Origin of the sequence: Burkholderia sp. LMU1-1-1.1, assembly GCF_040675865.1 — a bacterium.
GTDB lineage: Bacteria > Pseudomonadota > Gammaproteobacteria > Burkholderiales > Burkholderiaceae_D > Rugamonas.
This window is the reverse complement of the sequence record NZ_JBEGHG010000045.1, coordinates 191,742-213,364: the sequence shown is the minus strand read 5'-3', so window position 1 is coordinate 213,364 and position 21,623 is coordinate 191,742. Positions and strand designations below refer to the sequence as shown.

General features: G+C 63.7%; 17 protein-coding genes. 11 read left to right on the top strand and 6 right to left on the bottom strand.

Annotated features, from left to right (window positions below):
* The first annotated feature begins 73 nt into the window (after window positions 1–73).
* From MRBLMU1_RS24350 to MRBLMU1_RS24325, 6 genes are all read left to right on the top strand, one after another.
* Window positions 74–1,354 (top strand): MFS transporter, encoded by a 1,281-nt coding sequence (locus MRBLMU1_RS24350; RefSeq protein ID WP_363507040.1) that lies wholly within the window; start codon window positions 74–76, stop codon window positions 1,352–1,354.
* Window positions 1,355–1,438: 84 nt separating this feature from the next.
* Window positions 1,439–1,810: a nuclear transport factor 2 family protein gene (locus tag MRBLMU1_RS24345; protein WP_363507037.1), complete on the top strand. Its 372-nt coding sequence runs from the start codon at window positions 1,439–1,441 to the stop codon at window positions 1,808–1,810.
* Window positions 1,811–1,849: 39 nt separating this feature from the next.
* Window positions 1,850–2,710 (top strand): helix-turn-helix domain-containing protein, encoded by an 861-nt coding sequence (locus tag MRBLMU1_RS24340; RefSeq protein ID WP_363507034.1) that lies wholly within the window; start codon window positions 1,850–1,852, stop codon window positions 2,708–2,710.
* Window positions 2,711–2,765: 55 nt separating this feature from the next.
* A complete protein-coding gene (gene dinB / locus MRBLMU1_RS24335; protein WP_363507031.1) occupies window positions 2,766–3,929 on the top strand; it encodes a DNA polymerase IV in 1,164 nt (387 codons plus the stop codon).
* Window positions 3,930–4,024: 95 nt separating this feature from the next.
* A complete protein-coding gene (locus tag MRBLMU1_RS24330) occupies window positions 4,025–5,725 on the top strand; it encodes a hypothetical protein (protein WP_363507028.1) in 1,701 nt (566 codons plus the stop codon).
* Between the two features lie 191 nt (window positions 5,726–5,916).
* Window positions 5,917–6,813, top strand: a complete 897-nt coding sequence (locus MRBLMU1_RS24325; RefSeq protein ID WP_315216218.1) for a recombination-associated protein RdgC — start codon at window positions 5,917–5,919, stop codon at window positions 6,811–6,813.
* Between the two features lie 61 nt (window positions 6,814–6,874).
* Here the strand turns inward: MRBLMU1_RS24325 and MRBLMU1_RS24320 are convergent, their stop codons facing one another.
* Window positions 6,875–7,360 carry an asparaginase domain-containing protein gene (locus tag MRBLMU1_RS24320; protein ID WP_363507025.1) on the bottom strand — a complete coding sequence of 162 codons (486 nt, stop codon included), beginning with the start codon at window positions 7,358–7,360 and terminating at the stop codon, window positions 6,875–6,877.
* Window positions 7,361–7,501: 141 nt separating this feature from the next.
* On the opposite strand from MRBLMU1_RS24320, the gene MRBLMU1_RS24315 reads away from it, so the two are divergent.
* Window positions 7,502–8,269, top strand: coding sequence for an L-asparaginase (locus MRBLMU1_RS24315; protein WP_363507022.1), 768 nt, complete (start codon window positions 7,502–7,504; stop codon window positions 8,267–8,269).
* 8 nt (window positions 8,270–8,277) lie between these two features.
* Here the strand turns inward: MRBLMU1_RS24315 and MRBLMU1_RS24310 are convergent, their stop codons facing one another.
* Window positions 8,278–9,228, bottom strand: coding sequence for a LysR family transcriptional regulator (locus tag MRBLMU1_RS24310; RefSeq protein ID WP_363507019.1), 951 nt, complete (start codon window positions 9,226–9,228; stop codon window positions 8,278–8,280).
* Window positions 9,229–9,353: 125 nt separating this feature from the next.
* Here MRBLMU1_RS24310 and MRBLMU1_RS24305 point away from each other — a divergent pair, with 125 nt between their 5' ends.
* The gene (locus MRBLMU1_RS24305) at window positions 9,354–10,148 is read left to right on the top strand and encodes an SDR family NAD(P)-dependent oxidoreductase (RefSeq protein WP_363507016.1); all 795 of its coding nucleotides are present in this window, start codon (window positions 9,354–9,356) and stop codon (window positions 10,146–10,148) included.
* 139 nt (window positions 10,149–10,287) lie between these two features.
* On the opposite strand, the gene MRBLMU1_RS24300 is transcribed toward MRBLMU1_RS24305, so the two are convergent.
* Window positions 10,288–11,286: a D-2-hydroxyacid dehydrogenase family protein gene (locus MRBLMU1_RS24300; RefSeq protein ID WP_363507013.1), complete on the bottom strand. Its 999-nt coding sequence runs from the start codon at window positions 11,284–11,286 to the stop codon at window positions 10,288–10,290.
* 309 nt (window positions 11,287–11,595) lie between these two features.
* Here MRBLMU1_RS24300 and MRBLMU1_RS24295 point away from each other — a divergent pair, with 309 nt between their 5' ends.
* A complete protein-coding gene (locus MRBLMU1_RS24295) occupies window positions 11,596–13,461 on the top strand; it encodes a phosphoenolpyruvate carboxykinase (GTP) (protein ID WP_363507010.1) in 1,866 nt (621 codons plus the stop codon).
* Between the two features lie 151 nt (window positions 13,462–13,612).
* Complete coding sequence (locus MRBLMU1_RS24290) at window positions 13,613–14,263, top strand: HAD hydrolase-like protein (RefSeq protein WP_363507007.1); 651 nt, start codon at window positions 13,613–13,615, stop codon at window positions 14,261–14,263.
* Here MRBLMU1_RS24290 and MRBLMU1_RS24285 read toward each other — a convergent pair.
* Window positions 14,229–15,665 (bottom strand): aldehyde dehydrogenase family protein, encoded by a 1,437-nt coding sequence (locus tag MRBLMU1_RS24285; RefSeq protein ID WP_363507004.1) that lies wholly within the window; start codon window positions 15,663–15,665, stop codon window positions 14,229–14,231. The genes MRBLMU1_RS24290 and MRBLMU1_RS24285 overlap by 35 nt on opposite strands.
* 219 nt (window positions 15,666–15,884) lie before the next feature.
* Here MRBLMU1_RS24285 and MRBLMU1_RS24280 point away from each other — a divergent pair, with 219 nt between their 5' ends.
* Entirely contained in the window at window positions 15,885–17,690 is a 1,806-nt protein-coding gene (locus MRBLMU1_RS24280) for a DUF885 domain-containing protein (RefSeq protein ID WP_363507001.1), read from the top strand.
* Here the strand turns inward: MRBLMU1_RS24280 and MRBLMU1_RS24275 are convergent.
* Together MRBLMU1_RS24275 and uvrA are read right to left on the bottom strand one after the other, a co-directional pair.
* Window positions 17,687–18,586, bottom strand: a complete 900-nt coding sequence (locus MRBLMU1_RS24275) for an AraC family transcriptional regulator (protein WP_363506998.1) — start codon at window positions 18,584–18,586, stop codon at window positions 17,687–17,689. The genes MRBLMU1_RS24280 and MRBLMU1_RS24275 overlap by 4 nt on opposite strands.
* Window positions 18,587–18,603: 17 nt before the next feature.
* Window positions 18,604–21,450: an excinuclease ABC subunit UvrA gene (gene uvrA, locus MRBLMU1_RS24270; RefSeq protein WP_363506995.1), complete on the bottom strand. Its 2,847-nt coding sequence runs from the start codon at window positions 21,448–21,450 to the stop codon at window positions 18,604–18,606.
* Between the last annotated feature and the right edge of the window lie 173 nt (window positions 21,451–21,623).

Here is a 21,623-nt window from a genome sequence, read left to right as displayed (position 1 = left end):
AGAAAAATTGCTCGCAAGCCTGTTTAGGGGGTGTCAAGATATGGCCGCGACGAACCAATAAGAAAGAGACCCCATGCGGCGCAACGACAGCAGTAACGATCCCCTCGACAGCTTGTATCGCCGCGTCAGCTGGCGGCTGATGCCTTTCCTGTTCCTGTGCTACGTGGCCGCCTACCTGGACCGCGTCAACGTCGGCTTCGCCAAATTGCAGATGCTGTCGGACCTGCGCTTTAGCGACACCGTGTACGGCATCGGTGCCGGCATCTTCTTCGTCGGCTACTTCCTGTTCGAGGTGCCGTCCAACTTGCTGATGACGCGCACCGGCGCGCGCATCTGGATCGCCCGCATCATGATCAGCTGGGGCGTGATCTCGTCGGCGATGATGTTCGTCGACAGCGTCGCCAGTTTCTATGTGCTGCGCTTTCTGCTTGGAGCGGCGGAAGCGGGCTTCTTCCCCGGCATCATCCTGTATCTGACCTACTGGTATCCGGCGCACCGCCGCGCGCGCATGGTGGCGCTGTTCATGAGCGGCGTGGCCGTGGCCGGCGTGGTCGGCGGTCCGTTGTCGGGCTGGATCATGAAGACCTTCGCCGGCCTTCACGGCTTGAGCGGATGGCAGTGGCTGTTCCTGCTTGAAGGCGTGCCGTCGGTGCTGCTTGGCGTGTGGACGCTGTTCTATCTGGACGACGGCATCCGCTCGGCCAAGTGGCTCAGCGAAGCCGACAAGCAGAAGCTGGAACAAGCCATCGCGGAGGACGGCAAGCAGCAACAGCATATGCCGCTCGCGCAAATGTTCAGCAACGGCAAGGTGTGGCTGCTGGCGCTGGTGTACTTCCTGTTCGTGATGGGCTTGTACGGCGTCAGTTTCTGGCTGCCGCAACTGGTCAAGAACAGCGGCATCGACGACGTCTTCACGATCGGGCTGCTGACGGCGATCCCGTATTTCGTCGCGGCGGTGGTCATGGTGCTGGCGGCGCGCCATTCGGACCGCAGCGGCGAGCGCCGCTGGCACGCGGCGGTGGCCGCGCTGGCCGGCGCGCTGGGCTTGGTCGTCGCCACCGTCTACAGCGACAACACCGTCATCGCGATGGCGGCGCTGAGCTTGGCGACGGCCGGCATCCTGAGCACCTTCCCGATTTTCTGGAGTCTGCCTACGGCCATGTTGGGCGGCGCTGCGGCGGCGGCCGGCATCGCGCTGATCAACTCGGTCGGCAATCTGGCCGGCTTCGTCAGCCCGTATCTGGTCGGCGCGATCAAGGACGCCACGCACAGCACGGCCAGTGGCATTTACTTGCTGGCGGCCAGCCTGGTGATCGGCGCGGTGCTGGTGGTGGCGGCCGTGCGCCGGACTTGATTACCTGGGAGGTAATCGCCGCGCCATGCCGATTTCCGGAGAATGGGTTCTGTCGATTCGACGCAACCACTCAAGGAGATCATCATGACCCATACCGCTACCCCCGCCGACATCGCCACCCATTATCTGGCCGTCTGGAACGAACGTGACGCCGCCGCCCGCCGCGCCCTGGTGGCGCGCGCCTTCAGCATCGACGCCAGCTATGTCGACCCGATGATGCGCGGCGCCGGCCACGACGGCATCGACGCCATGATCGCCGGCGCGCAGGGCCAGTTCCCCGGCTACCGCTTCGAACTGGACGGTACGCCGGACGGCCACAACGACGTGGTACGCTTTTCGTGGACCCTGGGCCTGCCGGGCGCCGCGCCGGTGGCGCATGGCACCGATGTCGCCCGGGTGGCCGGCGATGGCCGCCTGGCGAGCGTGACGGGCTTCCTGAACGCGGTGCCGGGCTGACCGCTTACATTATCGACTTGCCCACACGATGGAGACGCCATGAACACAGCCGCCGCGCCGGACCAGTATTTCAGCGATTTCGCGGCGGCGCTGCGTTATTGGCGCGGCAAGCGCGGCTACAGCCAGCTGCGCCTGTCGACCGAGGGCGAGATTTCGCAGCGTCACATCAGTTTTCTCGAAAGCGGCCGATCCCAGCCCAGCAAGGAGTTGATCCTCAAGCTGGGCATGGTGCTGGAGATCCCATTGCGACAACGAAACGTCATGCTGCTGGCGGCCGGCTTCGCGCCCGCCTACCAGGAGCGCAAGCTGTCCGATCCGGAGCTGGACGCGGTGCGCCAGGCGCTCGATTTCATGCTGGCGCAACAGGCGCCGTACCCGGCGCTGGTGGTGGACCGGCTGTGGAACCTGGCGATGGCCAACGGTCCGGCCGCCGGCCTGATGCGATGGCTGCTGGGACTGCCGGCGGACGCCGCCCTGCCCACCGACGGCTCGGTCAATGTGCTCAAGCTGATGCTCGATCCGGACGGCGTGCGCCAGTACCTGCACAACTGGCAGGATGTCGCCGCCGACCTGCTGCACTGGATACAGCGCGAGGCGATGAGCGACGGCCCCGGCAGCGAGGCCACCACGCTGTTGAACGAACTGCTGGCGCTGCCCGGCATCGGCGGCGTCGCGGGCAGGGGAGCGGCGCCCAACCTCGATCGGCGCGCGTTGCCGTTTTTGCCGGTGACGATACGCAAGGACGGCGTCGAGCTCAATTTGTTCACCGCCATCGCCACCTTGGGCACGCCGCACGACGTGACGGTGCATGAATTGCGGGTGGAATCGTTTTTCCCGGCCGACGCGGCCAGCGCCGAGTGGTTCCGGGCACGTTACGGCCAGCCCGGACTTGCAGCCTGATCAATTTCCGTGGATACTGTATGAATTCACAGTAATTTGGTCTCAAACCCGGCACATGACTGACGATACCCGGCGCATCGCCCACCTCGACATGGATGCGTTCTACGCCTCGGTGGAGCTGTTGCGCTACCCGGACCTGCGCGGCCTGCCGGTGGTGATCGGCGGCGGCCGCGACGCCCAGCCGGTGTTGCAGGAGGACGGCACGCACCGCTACGCCCGCCTGCGCGACTATGTCGGCCGTGGCGTCATCACCACCGCCACCTACGAGGCGCGCGCGCTCGGCGTGGGTTCGGCCATGGGCATGATGAAGGCCGCCAAGCTGGCGCCCGACGCCATCCTGTTGCCGGTCAACTTCGACGCCTACCGCCATTTTTCCCGGCTGTTCAAGGCCGCCGTGGCGTCGATCGCGCCCGACTTCGAGGACCGGGGCATCGACGAGATTTATATCGACCTCACCCGCGTCGAGGGTGAAACGCTGGAGCTGGCGCAGCGAATCAAACAGGCCGTGCGCGACGCCACCGGCCTGTCCTGCTCGATCGGCATCACGCCCAACAAGCTGCTGTCGAAAATCTGCTCCGACCTGGAAAAGCCCAACGGCCTGACCATCCTCGGCTACGACGACATTCCGGCGCGCATCTGGCCGCTGGGTGTGCGCAAGATCAACGGCATCGGCCCCAAGGCCACCGAGAAACTGGCCGCGCTGGGCATAGAAACCATCGGCCAGCTGGCCGCCGCCGACGCCGGCCTGTTGCAGGACCACTTCGGCGCGCATTACTCGGGCTGGCTGGCCATGGCGGCGCGCGGCATCGACCACCGCGAGATCTCCACCAGCTCCGAGAGCAAGTCGATCAGCCGCGAAACCACCTTCGAGCGCGACCTGCACGCGCGCCAGGACCGGGGCGCGCTGTCGGGCATCCTGACGTCGCTGTGCGACCGGCTGGCGGACGACCTCAAGCGCAAGGGCTATGTCAGCCGCACCATCAGCATCAAGCTGCGCTTCGACGATTTCCAGATCGTCAGCCGCAACGTCACCCTGCCGCACCCGGTGGCCGAGCCGACCGCCATCCTGCAGGCGGCGCGCGAATGCCTCAAGCGCGTGCCGCTGGAGCGGCGCCTGCGGCTGCTGGGCGTACGGGCCAGCACGCTCGAGCCGCCGCCGCCGGAAGGCGCGACGCACGCCCGGCGCGGCGTGCAGGGCGACCTGTTCGCGCAGCCATAATATTTCCTCTTAACGTTGAGGCAGTTAGAAAGGCATCTGCATGCTTCTATTTGGCAATATAATAGCCGGTTAATTAATTGTCACTAATATATTTTATGCAGCAAGTATTCAATGCGTCATCGTCGACGCGCAAGGCGGACAGCCGGCGCTACCTCCGTTGGATGATCTTGCTGCTGGTCCAAGTCGCGCTACTCGCCTGGCTGTTCCGCGCCAACTGGGGCAATGGGTTCAGTCACGTGTTCGGCGACCGCTACGACAGCCTGATCGAAACGGCCTTGCTGGAACACTGGTACAACGTGGTGCGTGGCCTGGCGCATTGGAACAGCGTCCATTATTTCTACCCCTACGCCAAAACGCTCGGATACAACGATGGTTATCTGGCATATGGGCTGATCTATTCGTGCGGCCGTCTGGCCGGGGCGGATCCGCTGCTGGCGGCCATGTTGGTGAATCTGGCGATGAAGGTGATCGCGTTCCTGGGGTTTTACTGGTTCGGGTGCCGCGTGTTGCGGCTGCGGTTCGGCTATGCGGTGCTGGGAGGGGTAATTTTTACCGTCAGCAACAACGTGGTTGTACACCTACTGCACGCCCAGCTACTGACGGTCGGTTTCGTGCCGCCGGCCGCCACCTTGCTGTACCTTGCGGTCCGGGCCTTGCTGGATAACGACGCCGCTGGCCTGCGCCGCTATGGCGCATGTTTCGCGCTGCTGTATGGCGTGTGGGCGTTGACCGCGTATTACCTGCTTTGGTTCTTCAGTTTCTACACCCTCGTGGTGCTGGTGTTCCTGGTGCTGCTGCAGCGGCGGGCGTTGCCGCGCTGGTCGGCCATCTCCGGACCGACCAGGCGCGCGCTGGTGCTGGTACTGGCGCTGCAGGTGGCGACGTTGCTTCCCTTCCTCAGCGTGTACCTGCCCAAGGCCGCCGAGACCGGCATGCACCCCTACCAAAGCGTTCTCACCAACGCATTGGGGCCGTTCGATATCCTTAATATCGGCACCCTCAACTACGTTTGGGGCGATGCGGTGTACTGGCTGCATGCGCGCATCGATTTCCCGCTGAATTTTTCCGAAAACCAGATGGGCATGCCGCCACTGCTGGTGCTGGCCTTTCTGGCCGGCAGCGTATGGCTGTGTTGCCGGCGCGTTGACGGCGTGCTGCGGCTGGTGTTGGCCGGCGCGCTCGCGGCGCTGGCGATCTGGTTGCTGCTGCTGAAAATCAATGGTGTTTCGGCTTACGGGATGGTGTATCACCTTGTGCCGGGCGCCAAGGGCGTGCGCGTGATTTCGCGGTGGATGGTGTTTCTGGTGTTTCCGGTGACCGCAGTAGCGATGGTGTTTCTGTCGGCTTGGCAGCAGCGGCGGCGCTTGGCGGCGGGAGCGCTATTGGCGCTGTGCACCTTGCTGCTGGTGGGCGAGCAGCTCAACCGCGCCGACGCGGTATTTGTCGACCGTAGGCCAGTCATGGCGTTGCTGACGGCGGTACCGGCGCCGCCCGCGATTTGTCGGGCGTTTTATGTGCTCGACCCACGTCCGGCGCGCCCGGGCGACAGCCCCCCCGAGGTGCAGTACTACCGCTCCAACGTTGACGCGATGCTGATCGCGGAATATATCAACCTGCCCACTATCAACGGTTTCTCGACTTTCAATCCGCCCGACTGGCGCTTCGACTTCCCGGCCCGGCAAGACTACCAGGCGCGCGTGGACGCGTATGCGGCCCACCACGACTTGAAAAACTTATGCGGCCTGGACCTGGAAGCGATGCGCTGGACCGTGCCCGACGGTCAGGGCGGCGCGTAGTCGATCAGCCGCCAGACGACCTTAGCGCAAGCGCGATGTCGGCCGCACGATCAACCGACTGTTTGCTGATTCGCGATGCCTCGCTCAATTGCGGTCCTGGCCGGTGGGCGGCGCGGATAGCAACCTAGGCCGGCCGCCAGCGTGTAAAATGTCGTTCCCTGGCATTTTCACTTTAGGACAAGGCAACACTCATGTGGTTCAAGAATCTTCAGATTTATCGTCTGCCGGCCCCATGGGCCTACACCCCTGAACAACTGGAAGCAGCCCTCGCTCCCCACTCCTTCGTACCAGCCAGCAGCAACGAGTTGCTGCGCCAGGGGTGGGACACGCCGCGCCCGAACGGCGGCCTGGTGCACGTGGTGAACAAGCAAATGCTGATTCTGCTGGGCACCGAGAAAAAACTGCTGCCGTCGACCGTCATCAACCAGGTCGCCAAGGCCCGCGCGGCCGAGATGGAAGAAGCGCAAGGTTTCGCTCCTGGCAAGAAAGCCATGAAAGAGCTGAAAGAGCGCGTCGCCGACGAACTGCTGCCGCGCGCGTTCTCGATCCGCAGCAACGTCTGGACCTGGATCGATCCGGTCAACGGTTGGCTGGTGGTCGACGCCGCCAGCCCGGCCAAGGCCGACGAAGTGATCAAGCTGCTGCTCAAGGCCGTCGATAAATTGCCGCTGGAAAGCCTGCGCGTGCAGCGCTCGCCGGTCGGCGTGATGACCGAATGGCTGCAGGCGGACGACGCCCCGGCCGGTTTCACGGTTGACATGGACACCGAGCTGCGCGCCACCGGCGAGAGCAAGGCCGCCGTGCGCTATGTGCGCCACACCTTGGAGGCGGACGAGGTGCGCCGCCACATCGCCGCCGGCAAGCAGTGCACGCGTCTGGCGATGACGTGGGACAGCAAGATTTCCTTCGTGCTGACCGAGTCGCTGGCGATCAAGGGCATCAAGCCGCTGGATGTGATCGCCGAAAAGGAATCGAGCACCAAGAACGACGAAGAGCGTTTCGACGGCGACTTCATGCTGATGACGGGCGAGCTGAACAAGCTGATGGCCGACGTCGTCGAGGCATTGGGCGGCGAAGCGAAAGCCTAAGGTGTGTGGATAAAAAAAGCCGCGACATCGCAGGATGTCGCGGCTTTTTTCCGTCTGGACGTTACAGCGGCTGGAACACGCCTGCCGCCTTGTTCTTCTGCACGTTATCCCAGGCGAAGATCTTGCCGTTCATCGCCACGTACACGCCGGGCGGCAAGGTTTGCGCCACGCCGCAGGCGAAGCCGAGGTTGAACAGCGCGTCCGAATTGGCGATCTCGTAGGGGATCATGGCGCCGGTCAGCACGATCGTCTGGCCGAGTTCGGCCGGCCCCAGCACCATGGCCGTTTGCGGCATCGTGTCGGTGCCGTGGATGATCACGATCGCCTTCTCCGGCGCGGCGCGGCACGAGGCCAGGATGCGCTCGCGGTCGGCGTCGACCATGTCGAGCGAATCCATCAGCGGCAAAGTTTCAAGGGCCACATCGACGGTCAGGCGGCAGCGCGCCAGCAGCGCCGGCACGTGGCTCTCGGCGAAGCCCAGGGTGCCGTTCAATTCGTTGTAGTGTTTGTCGAAGGTGCCGCCGGTGGCGAGGATGCGCAAAGTCATAATAAAAGCTCAAGCTGGGGAAAATGACCTGCATCATAACCCAAACCACCGGACACACCGCAGCGCAAAAAAGAGGGCGCGGCCGGCTGGAAACTTGGGCATACTATGTCTACACTGGTTTCTTTTGTCCGTCTCCACACCATGAAAGCCCTCGCTCCAGGAACCGTTATATTTCACCGCCATCGCGGCTACGGCGTCATCACGTCGGTCAATCTGCTGACCGGCTGGATCTCCGCCCGCTTCGGCAGCGAGTCGCGCACGCTCGACCTGAACCTGTCGACCGACGAGGTGCAGTTCGCCGATGGCGAGGCGATCCTGTTCCGCCGCGCGCCGCCCGACCGCATGCCCCACGCGCGGCTGATGGCGGTGGTGCGCGCGTTGCACAAGGCGGGTTATCAAAGGCTCTATTTGTATTCCTGGCCCAAGCCGTCCGGCTTGCACTGGCGCTGGCATTTGTTCACCGGCCAGCGCGACTGGATGCAGCGCTCGTGGCGCGAGGGCTGGTATGGCTCCGGGGCCGACTACAACGTCAATCCGGTGATGGGCTGGGGCGATTCGCCTGGCGCCACCACCGAGGAACTGATCCATGCGCTGGCCAGGTTCGATCCGCAGGGGCTGGCGCAGGCGCTGGGGCGCGACGAGGACCACACCGCGTGGTTCGACAGCGTGTGCGAGGCCTTGTTGCCAGGGTATATGTACAGTCTGGACATGCAGCGTCCCGATGGCGGGCCGCTGACGGACATGCCGGCGGTGCCGGTGATACCGGTGAGGGCGACGTTGCCGCCGTACGCGGGACCGGAGATCGGCTGGCCGCCCGGCTGGGCCGGACTGTGGAACAAGGTGCATGTGATGCCGACGCCGCGCATCAACCTCACCGGTTTGCCGGAAGTGCCGGAACAAACCGATTAATTCAGCGATCAACCCCGAAGCTGGGCACGCGGGTCCGTTCCCGACTGATCGGCGCCGTCATCACCGGCTGCGGCCGCGTCCGGCCTGAGCGAGTCCGCCAGAAAATCGACCAGGGCCGCCACGCGCCGGCTCGGCGGGCCGCCCGGATAGACCGCGTACAGGTCGATCGGCCCGGCCGCGAAATCGTCCAGCACGCTTTCCAGCGCGCCGCTGTCGAGTTCCTTCTGGATGTCCTGGCGGTTTTTCAGAATCACCCCAACGCCTTCGAGCGCCCATTCGCGCGGCACGGCGCCGTCGCTGGCCTGGCGGTCGCCATGCACGCGCACGCTGAACGGCTTGCCGCCGTCGCGGAAATTCCACACCGTCAGCGGCGCGCCGGAGCGCGCCAGCACCAGGCAATTGTGCCCGGCCAGCTCGCCCGGATGGGCCGGCCGTCCGTGACGGTCCCAATAGGCTGGCGCGGCGCACACCATGCGCTTGCCAGGTAGCAGCAACCGCGCCTGCAAGCCCGAGTCCTGCAACGGACCGTAACGCAGCGCCAGGTCCACGTGCTCGTCGATCAGGTTGACCACGCTGTCGTTGAGTATCAGGCTGATATGCACTTTCGGATAGCGCCGCTGGAAAGCGTCCAGCAGCGGCCGCAGCTGGGAGCGGCCGAAGTCGTTGGTGGCCGTGACCTTGATCGGCCCGGACAGCTCGTTGCCTTGGCGCAGCCGTAGCACGGCGCCATCCCATTCGGCCACGATACGGCGGGCGTCGGACAGCAGGCTTTCGCCCTCGTGGGTGAAAGTCAGGCGACGGGTCGAGCGCGCCATCAACCGGGTGCCGAATACCTGCTCGAGCTGGTTGATCGCCAAGGTCACGGTCGAGGTGGCAATGGCGCGGTTGCGCGCGACCGCCGAAAAGCTGCCTTTTTCCGCCACCTCGATCAACAGGCGCAGGGCGTCGATTTGGTCCATCTTTCGATTATCTCAAAAAGTAATTTGCTGAACCGATGGATTATCAAGCTCGGACAACATAAATACAATGGTGGCAAGCCATCCAGCCGGGTGGATCCCAACCATTTATGAACAAGGTGGACGCTATGAACATCAACTTCAGCAATCGAAAAGTATTGGTTACCGGTTCGACCAACGGTATCGGCTTCGCGGCCGCCAAGGGCTTCCTCGCCGCCGGCGCGCAGGTCGTCATCAACGGCCGCAGCGACGCCGGCGTCAAGGCGGCATTGCAGCGTCTGGGCGATATCGACGGCGGCGGCAAGGCCATCGGTTTCGCCGGCGACCTGTCGACCGAGGCGGACGGCGCGCGCCTGCTGGCCGAGCATCCGGATTTCGACATCGTCATCAACAACCTGGGCATCTACGAGCCACGCGATTATTTCGACACGCCCGACAGCGATTGGGACCGCATCTTCCAGACCAACGTGATGTCCGGCGTGCGTTTGTCGCGGAATTACGCGTTGGGGATGGCCGCGCGCGGCTGGGGGCGCATCGTGTTCATTTCCTCCGAATCGGGGATTAATATTCCTGCCGACATGATCCATTACGGCGTGACCAAGGCGGCGCAACTGGCCGTCTCGCGCGGCTTGGCCAAGCGCCTCGCCGGCACCGGCGTGACGGTCAACTCGGTGCTGCCGGGCCCGACCTTGTCGGAGGGCGTCGCCGAGATGCTCAAGGAGCAGGTCGAACAGTCGGGCGAGAGCCTGGAGAAGGTGGCCGCCGACTTCGTTGTCGCCCATCGCGGCTCGTCCATCATCCGGCGCGCGGCGACGGTGGAGGAGGTGGCCAACATGATCGTCTACGTCAGCTCCGAACAAGCCTCCGCCACCACGGGTGCCGCGCTGCGGGTCGATGGCGGGGTGGTCGACACCATCATCTAATCCAACTTTTCCGAAAGAAAAATCATGACACAGCCATCCTTCGCGCTCATCTCTCATCATCGTCGGCCAGCTCGCCGACTATCGCACTAAACTGGCCGCGCAAGCCGCGCCGGCCGTTGTCGGAAGTGCTGCGGCTGGTTTAAAGCCTGGCGTTGGCCTTGTAGTCGGGATTGTTGATTTTGTCGCAGTTGCCTGCGGCGAAGTCGACGATATTCTGGAACGCATGGCGGAAGTACAGCTCGTAGCTGTCCTGCTCCACGTAACCCAGGTGCGGGGTCGCCAGCACGGTCGGGATGCGCAACAGCGGCGAGTCCGCCCCCAAGGGCTCGGTCTCGAACACATCGATCGCCGCGTAACCTGGCCGGCCCTTGTTCAGCGCCCGCTCCAGCGCGTCGGGCGCCACCAGCTCGGCGCGGCTGGTGTTGACGAACAGCGCCGTCGGCTTCATGCGCGCCAGATCGTCCGCCGTGACGATGCCGCGCGTGTCCGGATGCAGCCGCAGGTGCAGGCTCAGCACATCCGCCCCGGCAAAGAAAGCCTCGCGCGACGCGGCGGCCGCATGGCCGTCGGCCACGGCCTTGTCGCGGCTGGCCTGGCTGCCCCACACCTCCACCTTCATGCCGAACGCCCGGCCATAGCCGGCGATCAACTTGCCGATCTTGCCGTAGCCCCAAATCCCCAAGGTCCGTCCCTTGAGCACCACGCCCAAACCGTTCAACTGCGGGTTGACCGACGCGGTCTGCCACAGCCCATCCTTCAGATTGGTCGCGTAGGGCACGATCTTGCGCGCGGCGGCCATGATCAGCGCCCAGGTCAGCTCGGCCGGTGCGGTCGGCGAGCCGACGCCCTCGGCGATCGCGATGCCCAGCTCGGTCGCGGCGGCGACATCGACGTGGCCCGCCAGCTTGCCGGTTTGCGAAATCAGCTTCAGGTTCGGCAGCTTGGCCAGGAGCGCCCGATTCAATGTAGTACGTTCGCGTATCAGCACCAAAGCATCGAACGGCGCCAGCCGGATTGCCAGCTGACCCAGCCCTTTTGTTGTGTTATTGAACACTTTTACCTCGTGCGCACGCAATAAATCATAGCAGGCGAGCGTTGCGGTTGCGTTCTGGTAATCATCGAGAATAGCGATTTTCATGGGAGTTAGCCGATTTTATGATGAAATTCGTAGCGAAATAACAGTGTCGGAAAGAACTGGAATAGCTTACTACTTTAGTCAACCAATTCTCCTACATTTTTGGTCGAATCGCCTATTGACGGGTGTACAATCGCTCAAAAAATGAACAACTCCCCACCAAAAAGAGTTGCGCGCCAGTGCAGACACTGGCGCTTTCGACAAGACCGCCGTGACCCGCCGACCCATTTCGAATGGGCTTCCGAGCGCAAGCCACAAGCTGACGACGATCCTGCCGCGTAGACCAGAATTCTTAATTGTATTGGAGGTACTATGAATCAGCCCGTCATGGGTGGCGTTGCCACATTGAACGTCCCAGCTTACATCAAACAACAAAAACTGATCAATTGGGTGGCGGAGATCGCCGCGTTGACCAAGCCGGACCGCATCTACTGGTGCGACGGCTCGCAGGAAGAGTACGACCGCCTGTGCGCCGAAATGGTCGCCGCCGGCACCATGAAAAAGCTGAACCAGGAAAAGCGTCCGAATTCCTACCTCGCCTGCTCGGACCCGACCGACGTCGCCCGTGTCGAAGACCGCACCTATATCTGCTCCAACACCAAGGAAGAAGCCGGCCCGACCAACAACTGGATGGCGCCCGCCGAAATGCGCGCGACCCTGAACCCGTTGTTCGACGGTTGCATGGTCGGCCGCACGATGTACGTCGTGCCGTTCTCGATGGGTCCGCTGGGCTCGCCGATCGCGCACATCGGCGTCGAACTGTCCGACTCACCTTACGTCGCCGTCAACATGCGCATCATGACGCGCATGGGCAAGGCCGTCTATGACGTGCTGGGCACCGACGGCGAGTTCGTGCCGTGCGTGCACACCGTCGGCGCGCCGCTCAAGGCCGGCCAAAAAGACGTGGCATGGCCATGCAATCCGACCAAGTACATCGTCCACTACCCTGAGACCCGCGAAATCTGGTCCTACGGTTCGGGCTACGGCGGCAACGCGCTGCTGGGCAAGAAATGCTTCGCGCTGCGCATCGCCTCCAACATGGGCCATCAGGACGCGGCCAAGGACGGCATGGGCTGGCTGGCCGAACACATGCTGATCCTCGGCGTCGAATCGCCTGAAGGCAAGAAGCACTACGTCGCGGCGGCCTTCCCGTCGGCCTGCGGCAAGACCAACTTCGCCATGCTGATTCCGCCGGCGAGCTTCGACGGCTGGAAAGTGACCACCATCGGCGACGACATCGCCTGGATCAAGCCGGGCGCCGACGGCCGCCTGTACGCGATCAATCCGGAAGCGGGCTACTTCGGCGTTGCCCCGGGCACCAACGAAAAGACCAACTTCAACTGCATGGCCTCGATGCGCGAGAACACCATCTTCACCAACGTCGCGCTGACCGACGATGGCGACGTCTGGTGGGAAGGCCTGACCAAGGAAGCGCCGTCGCACCTGATCGACTGGCAGGGCAAGGACTGGACGCCGACGTCCGGCACCAAGGCCGCGCATCCGAACGCGCGCTTCACCGTCGCCGCGACGCAGAACCCGGTGATCGACGCCGCCTGGGACGACCCGGCCGGCGTGCCGATTTCGGCCTTTATCTTCGGCGGCCGCCGCTCGACCACCGTGCCGCTCGTCACCGAAGCGCGCAACTGGGTTGAGGGCGTCTACATGGCCGCGACGATGGGTTCGGAAACGACCGCCGCCGCCGCCGGCCAGATGGGCGTCGTGCGCCGCGACCCGTTCGCGATGCTGCCGTTCATGGGCTACAACATGAGCGACTACTTCCAGCACTGGCTGAACCTGGGCGAAAAGCTCGGCAAGGTCAACGCCGCCACCCTGCCGAAGATCTACTGCGTCAACTGGTTCCGCACCGACGACCAGGGCCACTTCGTCTGGCCTGGCTTCGGCGACAACATGCGCGTGCTGAAGTGGATGCTGGAACGCATCGAAGGCAGCGCCGGCGGCATCGAAAACATCTTCGGCACGACCCCGCGCTTTGGCGACTTGAAGTGGGACGGCATCCCGTTCTCGCCGGAGGAGTTCGAAACGATCACCTCGATTGACAAGGACGCCTGGCGTGAAGAGCTCAAGCTGCACGAAGAGCTGTTCACCAAGCTGGCCTACCACCTGCCGAAGGAACTGACCGCTGTGAAAGCCGAGCTGGAACAGCGCCTGGCCAACTAAGCAAAAGACCGTTCATTCGGCCGAACGGCATCAATGAACGGGAAACCACGTAGGGCGGATTAGGCGGAACGCCGTAATCCGCCATCTTCGAGCCGTTGACGGCGCATGCATTGGCGGATTACGCTACGCTAATCCGCCCTACGTGTTTTCTATGTCCAGCAAGCTCCTCATCTTCGATTTCGACGGCACGCTGGCCGATACCTTCCCCAGCTTCGTGCGCGTGTTCGATCAGGCCGCCGACAAGTACGGCTTCAAACGCCTCGACCGCGAACGCCAGGACGTCCTGCGCGGCCTCGACGCCCGCCAGATCATGGCGCATCACGACGTACCTTTATGGAAAGTGCCAGCCATCGCGCGCTTCATGCGCGTCCGCATGGCCGACGATATCGGCAACATCAAACTGTTCACCGGCATCGGTCAGGCGCTGCTTGCGCTGCACGCGCAACGCGTGGCGCTGACCATCGTCACCTCCAACTCACCGGGCAACGTGCGCGCCGTCCTCGGGCCGGAGCTGCTTGCCCTGTTCAGTCATGTGGAATGCGGCGCCTCCCTGTTCGGCAAGCCGTCCAAGATACGCAGGGTGCTCGCCGCCACCGGTACCGCGCCGGAACACGCGATGCTGATCGGCGACGAGATCCGCGACGCCAAGGCGGCCGCCGACGCCGGTATCGACTTCGGCGCCGTGGCGTGGGGCTTCAACCACGTCGACGCGCTGGCCGCCCAACATCCGCAACGGATCTTCCATCACGTCGACGACCTGCTCGACCTCAGTCCGGATACTGCGCTGCTTCGCCAAGGATGACCTTCGGCTCCAGATACGAATCGAGTCCGTAGGGACCGAACTCGCGGCCGATCCCCGACTGCTTGAACCCGCCGAACGGCGCGATCAAGTCGTCGTGCACGCCGTTGATATGCACCCGTCCAGCGATCAGGCGCCCGGCCACGCGGTTGGCGCGCGTCAGGTCGGTCGAGCTGACATAGGCCTGCAAGCCATACGGCGTATCGTTGGCGATGGCGACCGCCTCGTCCTCGGTTTCATAGGTGAGGATCGACAGCACCGGTCCGAAGATCTCCTCCCTGGCGATGGTCATCGATGGCGTGACATTGGCGAACACGGTCGGCTTGACGAAGTAGCCCGCCTCCAGCCCTTGTGGCTTGCCCGGCCCGCCGGTGAGCAGCTCCGCGCCTTCCTCGATGCCGATGCGGATGTAACGCTGCACGCGCTCATACTGCTTGCTGGTGACGATCGGTCCCAGCGCCACGCCGGCGTCGCGCGGATCGCCCACCGTCACCGCCTCGGCGGCCGCCTTGGCCAGCCGCTTGACCTGTTCCAGCCGGTGCGCCGGCACCAGCAGGCGCGTGCCGGCGATGCAGGCCTGGCCATTGTTCATGAAGCAGGCCTGGATCGCGGCCGGTATGGCCTTGTCGAAGTCGGCGTCGTCGAGCAGCACGTTGGCGCTTTTCCCGCCCAGTTCCAGGGTCACGCGCTTCATCGTATCGACCGCCGCCCGCGCGATGGTCTTGCCGACCAGGGTGGAGCCGGTGAACGAGATCTTGTCGATATCGGGATGGACGCTGATCTCGGCGCCGACCACGTCGCCGCGTCCATTGACGATGTTGACGACCCCCGGCGGCAGCCCGGCCTCGTGGAAGCACTCGGCGAGGATCTGGTTCTGCACCGCGCTCAATTCGCTCGGCTTGACCACCACCGTGCAGCCGGCCGCGATGGCGGTGGCGACCTTGTTGGCGATGAACCAGGCGCTCGAATTCCAGGGTGTGATGATGCCGACCACGCCCACCGGTTCCAGCACCACCTTCGATACGCCGACGGTCTTGACGAAGGCGTGATCCTCCATTACCTTTTTCACGTCCAGGAACATCTTGGCCGTGTAGCGCGACCGTCGGACGCTGGTCTTGAGCGGGCCGCCGTATTCCTCCACCAGCGCGCGCGCCGCGTCGTCCGCGCGCGCGGCCACGGCGTCGTGCAGCTTTTGCAGCCAGGCGCCGCGTTCCGCCTTGGTGGTGCGGGAAAAAGCGGGGAAGGCCGCCCTGGCGGCGGCGATGGCGCGGCGCGTGTCCTCCACATCGCCCAGGCGCACCTGGCCCGTAAGCTGGCCGGTGGTGGGATCGACGAGATCGGCCATCTCCGTCCCGTGCGGGATGATGAATTGTCCGTTGATGTAGATATGATTGATGTTACGCATGGCTGGGCTCCTGTTTCGACTTGGTGGAATAGGTGTGCCCATTCTAGAAAGCCCGGCACGCGCGGGTTAGTGCGGTTCCTGCACGATCTTTGCCTGATTCTGCCTGTCGCCCGCAATTGCGTTTCGCGGCCGTGTTTTCGCCATCCGTCGCAAAACCACGCCGCCGCGCGGCCGCTTCCTTTACAGTGCATGCTCGACCCTTTTTATGGATAGTCCTACATGAAGCTGACCACCACCCGCCTCGGCGTCGCCAGCGCGCTGCTGTTTTCCCTGCTGCTTGGCCCGGCCCACGCCCAGTCCACCAACGCCGCGCCGGACCTCGAGGGTCGCCGCGCCGCGCTCAATAGCCTGATCAAGGAGCAGTGGGAGTACACGATGCGCAACAGTCCCGAATGGGCGTCGCTGCTGGGCGACAAGCGCTACAACGACAAGTGGTCCGACTTCTCGCAGGCGAGCATCGAGGCCGACATCAAGGCCAGCGGCGACTTCCTTAAACGCTTCGAGGCGGTCGACACCAGCGGCTTCCCGCTGCAGGAGCAACTGAACCGCGAACTGATGGTGCGCCAGCTGCGCCAGAACGTCGACGGCGCCCGCTTCAAGGACTGGGAGATGCCGCTGGCGCAGAACTCCGGTATCCACATCGACGCGCCGATGATCGTCTCGGCACTGCCCTTCGACACCGTCAAGGACTACGAGGACTACATCAAGCGCCTGCAATCACTGCCCAAGTTGTTCGACGAGACGCGCGTGCAGATGGAGAAGGGCGTTGGCGACAAGCTGATGCCTCCGCAATTCCTGATCCCGAAGATCGTCAAGCAGTGCGAGGACGTGGCGGCGATGGCGCCGGCCAAGTCGCCGTTCGCCGAGCCGTTGAAGAAATTCCCGAAGGAGTTTTCGGCCGCCGACAAGGCGCGCCTGAGCAAGGAAGTGCTGGCGGCCGTGCGCACCCACGTCAACCCAGCGTATAAAAAGCTGGCGGTCTACACCAAGACCAAATACCTGCCGCACGGCCGCAAGGAAGTGGGCATGTGGTCGCTGCCGGACGGCGCGGCGCGCTACGCCTTCAAGGCGAAAAATTCGACCACGACCGACATGTCGCCGGAGGAGATCCATCAACTGGGCCTGTCCGAGGTCGCTCGCATCGAGGGGCAGATGCTGGAGACCGCGCAAAAGCTGGGCTTCAAGGATCTGAAGACCTTCAACAAGGCGCTGGCCGCCAACCCGGCCACGCATCCGAAATCGCGCCAGGAGATCATCGACCTGTATCAGAAATACACGGACCAGATGTACACCCAATTGCCGCAGCAGTTCGGGGTGCTGCCGAAGGCGAAGGTGGAGATCATCAAGGTCGAGGAGTTCCGTGAGAAGGGCGCTTCCGCAGCCGCCTACATGCCAGGTTCGCCGGACGGCAAGCGCCCCGGCCGCGTGATGGTCAACACCGGCGAATTCAAGGACCGCTCCACCATCGGCATCGAGACGACGGCGCTGCACGAGGGCGTGCCGGGCCACCACATGCAGCTGTCGATCGCGCAGGAGATCGAAGGTCTGCCAATGTTCCGCCAGCAGGGCAACTACACCGCCTACGCCGAGGGCTGGGCGTTGTACTCGGAACGTCTGGGGGAGGAGCTGGGCTTCTTCAAGGACCCATACAGTTACTACGGCCATCTGCAGGACGAGATGCTGCGCGCGATCCGCCTGGTGGTGGACACGGGCCTGCACTACAAACAGTGGAACCGCCAGCAGGTGGTGGACTTCTTCCACGACCATTCCGGCATCGAGGAAGTGGACGTGCAGAGCGAGACCGACCGCTACATCGTCTGGCCGGGCCAGGCGCTGGGCTACAAGATCGGCCAGCTGAAGATTCTTGAACTGCGCGACTACGCCCGCAAGGAGCTGGGCGCCGGCTTCGACATCCGCAAGTTCCACGACCAGGTGCTGGGCGCGGGCGCGCTGCCGATGGACGTGCTGGAAAAGCACGTCAAGGACTGGGTGGCGGACGAGAAGCGGACGGTGACCGCTAGCTAAGCGCGCAGCTTCTTCACATCCTGCATCGGCGGGGCGCCGAACAGGCGCCGGTACTCGCGGCTGAACTGGGACTGGCTTTCGTAGCCGACCTTGTAGGCGGCGGTGCCGGCGTCGATATCGCCATTGAGCAGCAAGGTGCGCGCCGCCTGAAGGCGCAACTGCTTCTGGTACTGCATCGGCCCCATCGTCGTCACCGCCTTGAAGCGGTGGTGCAGGCTGGAGACGCTCATATTGGTGGCCTGCGCCAGATCTTCCACCTTGACCGGCTGGTCGAAACGGTCCTTGAGCCACGCGATCGCCTTGCTGATGCCGCGATCCTGCTGGTCGAGCACTACGTTCTGATACAGCTGCCGTCCGTATTCCCCGGTCAGCAGGCGGTAGATGATTTCCCGCTTCAATCCCACCGCCAGAAAAGCCGCCTCCGCCGCCGGCGCATCCAGCAGGCGAACCAGTTTGTTCAACGCTTCCAGCAGGCCGGCATCGGATTTGCCGACGAACGCCCCGCGCACCGGCTGCGCGTCATCGGCCATCGCGATGCGCGCCTCGGCCACGATGGCGGCGATTTCCCGGGGATCGAATTCGATGTTCAGCAGCAGATAGGGCCGGCCCGGCGTGGCGTTGAGCACCTGCCCGGAAGCCGGCAAGTCGACCGACACCACAAGATATTCACCGGGACCGTAGTCGAGAACATCGGTCCCGAGATGAATGCGCTTGCCGCCTTGAAGAATCACGCAGCATGAGGGCTTGAGCACCCCGCGCGTGACAGGTGTCGGCCGCGAGGACCGCAGCAGCGACAAAAACGGGATCACCGTCTCGTACCGCTCGTCGTCATGCGCGAACCGGCTGACGATGTCGATCATCTGATCGAGCGGTGAGAGAGGGAGCTCCCGTTTCATGGTTTACTTCTAAGTGGTTACTTCAGCAGCGGCACCAGGTACTTGCCGGTGACGCTGGCCGGGTTCTTGGCCACATCCTCCGGCGTGCCGGCGGCGATGATCTTGCCGCCGCCCGCGCCACCCTCCGGTCCCAGATCGACGATCCAGTCGGCCGTCTTGATCACATCCAGATTGTGCTCGATGATGACCAGCGTGTTGCCCTGGTCGCGCAGACGGTGGATCACCTTCAGCAGCAGATCGATATCGTGGAAGTGCAGGCCGGTGGTCGGCTCGTCCAGGATGTACAAGGTGCGGCCGGTGTCGCGCTTGGACAGCTCCAGCGACAGCTTGACGCGCTGCGCCTCGCCGCCCGACAAGGTGGTCGCGCTCTGGCCCAGCTTGATGTAGCCCAGGCCCACGTCCAGCAGCGTATGCAGCTTGCGCGCGATCAGCGGCACCGGCTTGAAGAACTCGTGCGCGTCCTCCACCGTCATGTCGAGGATCTCCGTGATGTTCTTGCCCTTGTACTGGACTTCCAGCGTCTCGCGGTTATAGCGCTTGCCGTGGCAGACGTCGCACGGCACGTAGACGTCCGGCAGGAAGTGCATCTCCACCTTGATCACGCCATCGCCCTGGCACGCCTCGCAGCGGCCGCCCTTGACGTTGAACGAGAACCGGCCGGCGCTGTAACCGCGCTCCTTGGCTACCGGCACCGTCGAGAACAGATCGCGGATCGGCGTGAACAAACCGGTGTACGTCGCCGGATTGGAGCGCGGCGTGCGGCCGATCGGCGCCTGGTCGACGGCGATGACCTTGTCGAAGTGTTCCAGGCCGCTGATGGTGTCGTGCGGCGATGGCTCGGTTTGTGATCCGTACAGGTGGCGCGACAGCGCCGGATACAGCGTATCGTTGATCAGCGACGATTTGCCGGAACCGGAGACGCCGGTCACGCACGTCATCAGGCCCACCGGCAGGTGCAGGTTGACCTTCTTCAGGTTGTTACCGGTGGCGCCGGTGATGACCAGCTGCTTGTCCGGATCGGCGATGTGGCGCTTCTTCGGCACCGCGATCTTCATCGTGCCGTTCAGGTACTGCGCCGTCAGCGACTGCTTGTTCTTCAGGATGTCCTTCAGCGTGCCCTGGGCGATGATGTCGCCGCCATGCACGCCGGCACCCTTGCCCATGTCGACGATGAAGTCGGCGGTGCGGATCGCGTCCTCGTCGTGCTCCACCACCAGCACGCTGTTGCCGATGTCGCGCAGGTGCTTGAGCGTCTCGATCAGGCGGTCGTTGTCGCGCTGGTGCAGGCCGATCGACGGCTCATCGAGCACATACATCACGCCCGTCAGGCCGGAGCCGATCTGCGACGCCAGGCGGATGCGCTGCGCCTCGCCGCCCGACAGCGTGTCGGCGCTGCGGTCCAGGGACAGGTAATCCAGGCCGACGTTGTTGAGGAATTGCAGGCGCGAGATGATCTCCTTGACCACGCGGTCGGCGATCTCCTTCTTCGCGCCCTTGAGCTTGAGCTGCTCGAAGAACGACAGCGTTTCGCGCAGCGGCTTCTCGGCGATCTCGTAGATGGCCTTTTCCTGCTTGCCGGTGCCGACCTTGACGTAGCGCGCCTCGATGCGCAGGCGCGCGCCTTCGCATGAAGGGCACTTCTTCTCGTTGATGAACTTCGCCAGTTCCTCCTTGACGGCCATCGAATCGGTCTCGCGGTAGCGGCGCGCCAGATTGGTCACCACGCCCTCGAACGCGTGTTCCTTGACGACGGTGCGGCCGCGCTCATTCACATACGTGAACGGGATGTGCGTCTTGCCCGAGCCGTGCAGGATCACTTCCTGCGCGGTCTTCGGCAGCTGCTCGTACGGCAGGTCCAGATCGAACTCATAGTACGCCGCCAGGTTGGACAGCATCTGGAAGTAGAACTGGTTGCGGCGATCCCACCCCTTGACGGCGCCGGAGGCCAGCGACAGGTTCGGGAAGGCGACGATGCGCTTCGGATCGAAGAACTCGATGTGGCCGAGGCCGTCGCACTCCGGGCACGCGCCCATCGGGTTATTGAACGAGAACAGGCGCGGCTCCAGCTCCTGCAGCGAATAGCCGCAGGTGTTGCAGGCGAATTTGTTGGAGTAGACGTGCTCCGTGCCGCTGTCCATCTCCAGCGCCACGGCGCGGCCGTCGGCCAGGCGCAGCGCGGTCTCGAAGCTCTCGGCCAAGCGTTGTTTGATCTCGGCGGTCACCTTCACGCGGTCGATCACCACGTCGATGGTGTGCTTCTCGGTTTTCTTCAGCTTGGGCAGATCGTCGACTTCATAGATCTTCGCGTCGTGCGTGCCGCTCTGCACGCGGAAGCGCACGAAGCCCTGCGCCTGCATCTGTTCGAACAGGTCGGAATGCTCGCCCTTGCGGTTGGCCACCACCGGCGCCAGGATCATCAACTTGGTATCGTCGGGCATGGCCAGCACCGCGTCGACCATCTGCGACACCGTCTGCGCGGCCAGCGCCTGGTCCGGATGGTTGATGCAATAAGGCGTGCCGACGCGCGCGTACAGCAGGCGCAGATAATCGTGGATCTCGGTCACGGTGCCGACGGTCGAACGCGGATTGTGCGAAGTGGCTTTCTGCTCGATCGAAATCGCCGGCGACAGGCCTTCGATCAGATCGACGTCGGGTTTTTCCATCAGCTGCAGGAACTGGCGGGCGTAGGCCGACAGCGACTCCACATAGCGGCGCTGGCCCTCGGCGTACAGCGTATCGAAGGCGAGCGACGATTTGCCGGAGCCGGACAGCCCGGTGATCACGATCAGCTTGTTGCGCGGAAGGTCGAGGTTGATGTTTTTGAGGTTGTGCGTGCGTGCGCCGCGGATGCGGATCTGTTCCATTAATTTTGGCCTTTAGAGTCAACCCGTCACTATAGCCGGGTTTGGGTATATATGCGCCGGGCTTGATCTACATCGCGCGCGCCGGGCTTGACACTGTATATAATACCAGTATTTTCTTGCGGCGTTTCAACCCGCTAAAGCGAACGTCGGCAAACGGTTGCGGATCAGCTACG

What these genes read in the sequence shown, in the direction of transcription:
- MRBLMU1_RS24350 (WP_363507040.1), top strand. Translation starts at nt 74, where the DNA reads ATGCGGCGCAACGACAGCAGTAACGATCCCCTCGACAGCTTGTATCGC.
- MRBLMU1_RS24345 (WP_363507037.1), top strand. Translation starts at nt 1,439, where the DNA reads ATGACCCATACCGCTACCCCCGCCGACATCGCCACCCATTATCTGGCC.
- MRBLMU1_RS24340 (WP_363507034.1), top strand. Translation starts at nt 1,850, where the DNA reads ATGAACACAGCCGCCGCGCCGGACCAGTATTTCAGCGATTTCGCGGCG.
- dinB (WP_363507031.1), top strand. Translation starts at nt 2,766, where the DNA reads ATGACTGACGATACCCGGCGCATCGCCCACCTCGACATGGATGCGTTC.
- MRBLMU1_RS24330 (WP_363507028.1), top strand. Translation starts at nt 4,025, where the DNA reads ATGCAGCAAGTATTCAATGCGTCATCGTCGACGCGCAAGGCGGACAGC.
- MRBLMU1_RS24325 (WP_315216218.1), top strand. Translation starts at nt 5,917, where the DNA reads ATGTGGTTCAAGAATCTTCAGATTTATCGTCTGCCGGCCCCATGGGCC.
- MRBLMU1_RS24320 (WP_363507025.1), bottom strand. Translation starts at nt 7,360, where the DNA reads ATGACTTTGCGCATCCTCGCCACCGGCGGCACCTTCGACAAACACTAC.
- MRBLMU1_RS24315 (WP_363507022.1), top strand. Translation starts at nt 7,502, where the DNA reads ATGAAAGCCCTCGCTCCAGGAACCGTTATATTTCACCGCCATCGCGGC.
- MRBLMU1_RS24310 (WP_363507019.1), bottom strand. Translation starts at nt 9,228, where the DNA reads ATGGACCAAATCGACGCCCTGCGCCTGTTGATCGAGGTGGCGGAAAAA.
- MRBLMU1_RS24305 (WP_363507016.1), top strand. Translation starts at nt 9,354, where the DNA reads ATGAACATCAACTTCAGCAATCGAAAAGTATTGGTTACCGGTTCGACC.
- MRBLMU1_RS24300 (WP_363507013.1), bottom strand. Translation starts at nt 11,286, where the DNA reads ATGAAAATCGCTATTCTCGATGATTACCAGAACGCAACCGCAACGCTC.
- MRBLMU1_RS24295 (WP_363507010.1), top strand. Translation starts at nt 11,596, where the DNA reads ATGAATCAGCCCGTCATGGGTGGCGTTGCCACATTGAACGTCCCAGCT.
- MRBLMU1_RS24290 (WP_363507007.1), top strand. Translation starts at nt 13,613, where the DNA reads ATGTCCAGCAAGCTCCTCATCTTCGATTTCGACGGCACGCTGGCCGAT.
- MRBLMU1_RS24285 (WP_363507004.1), bottom strand. Translation starts at nt 15,665, where the DNA reads ATGCGTAACATCAATCATATCTACATCAACGGACAATTCATCATCCCG.
- MRBLMU1_RS24280 (WP_363507001.1), top strand. Translation starts at nt 15,885, where the DNA reads ATGAAGCTGACCACCACCCGCCTCGGCGTCGCCAGCGCGCTGCTGTTT.
- MRBLMU1_RS24275 (WP_363506998.1), bottom strand. Translation starts at nt 18,586, where the DNA reads ATGAAACGGGAGCTCCCTCTCTCACCGCTCGATCAGATGATCGACATC.
- uvrA (WP_363506995.1), bottom strand. Translation starts at nt 21,450, where the DNA reads ATGGAACAGATCCGCATCCGCGGCGCACGCACGCACAACCTCAAAAAC.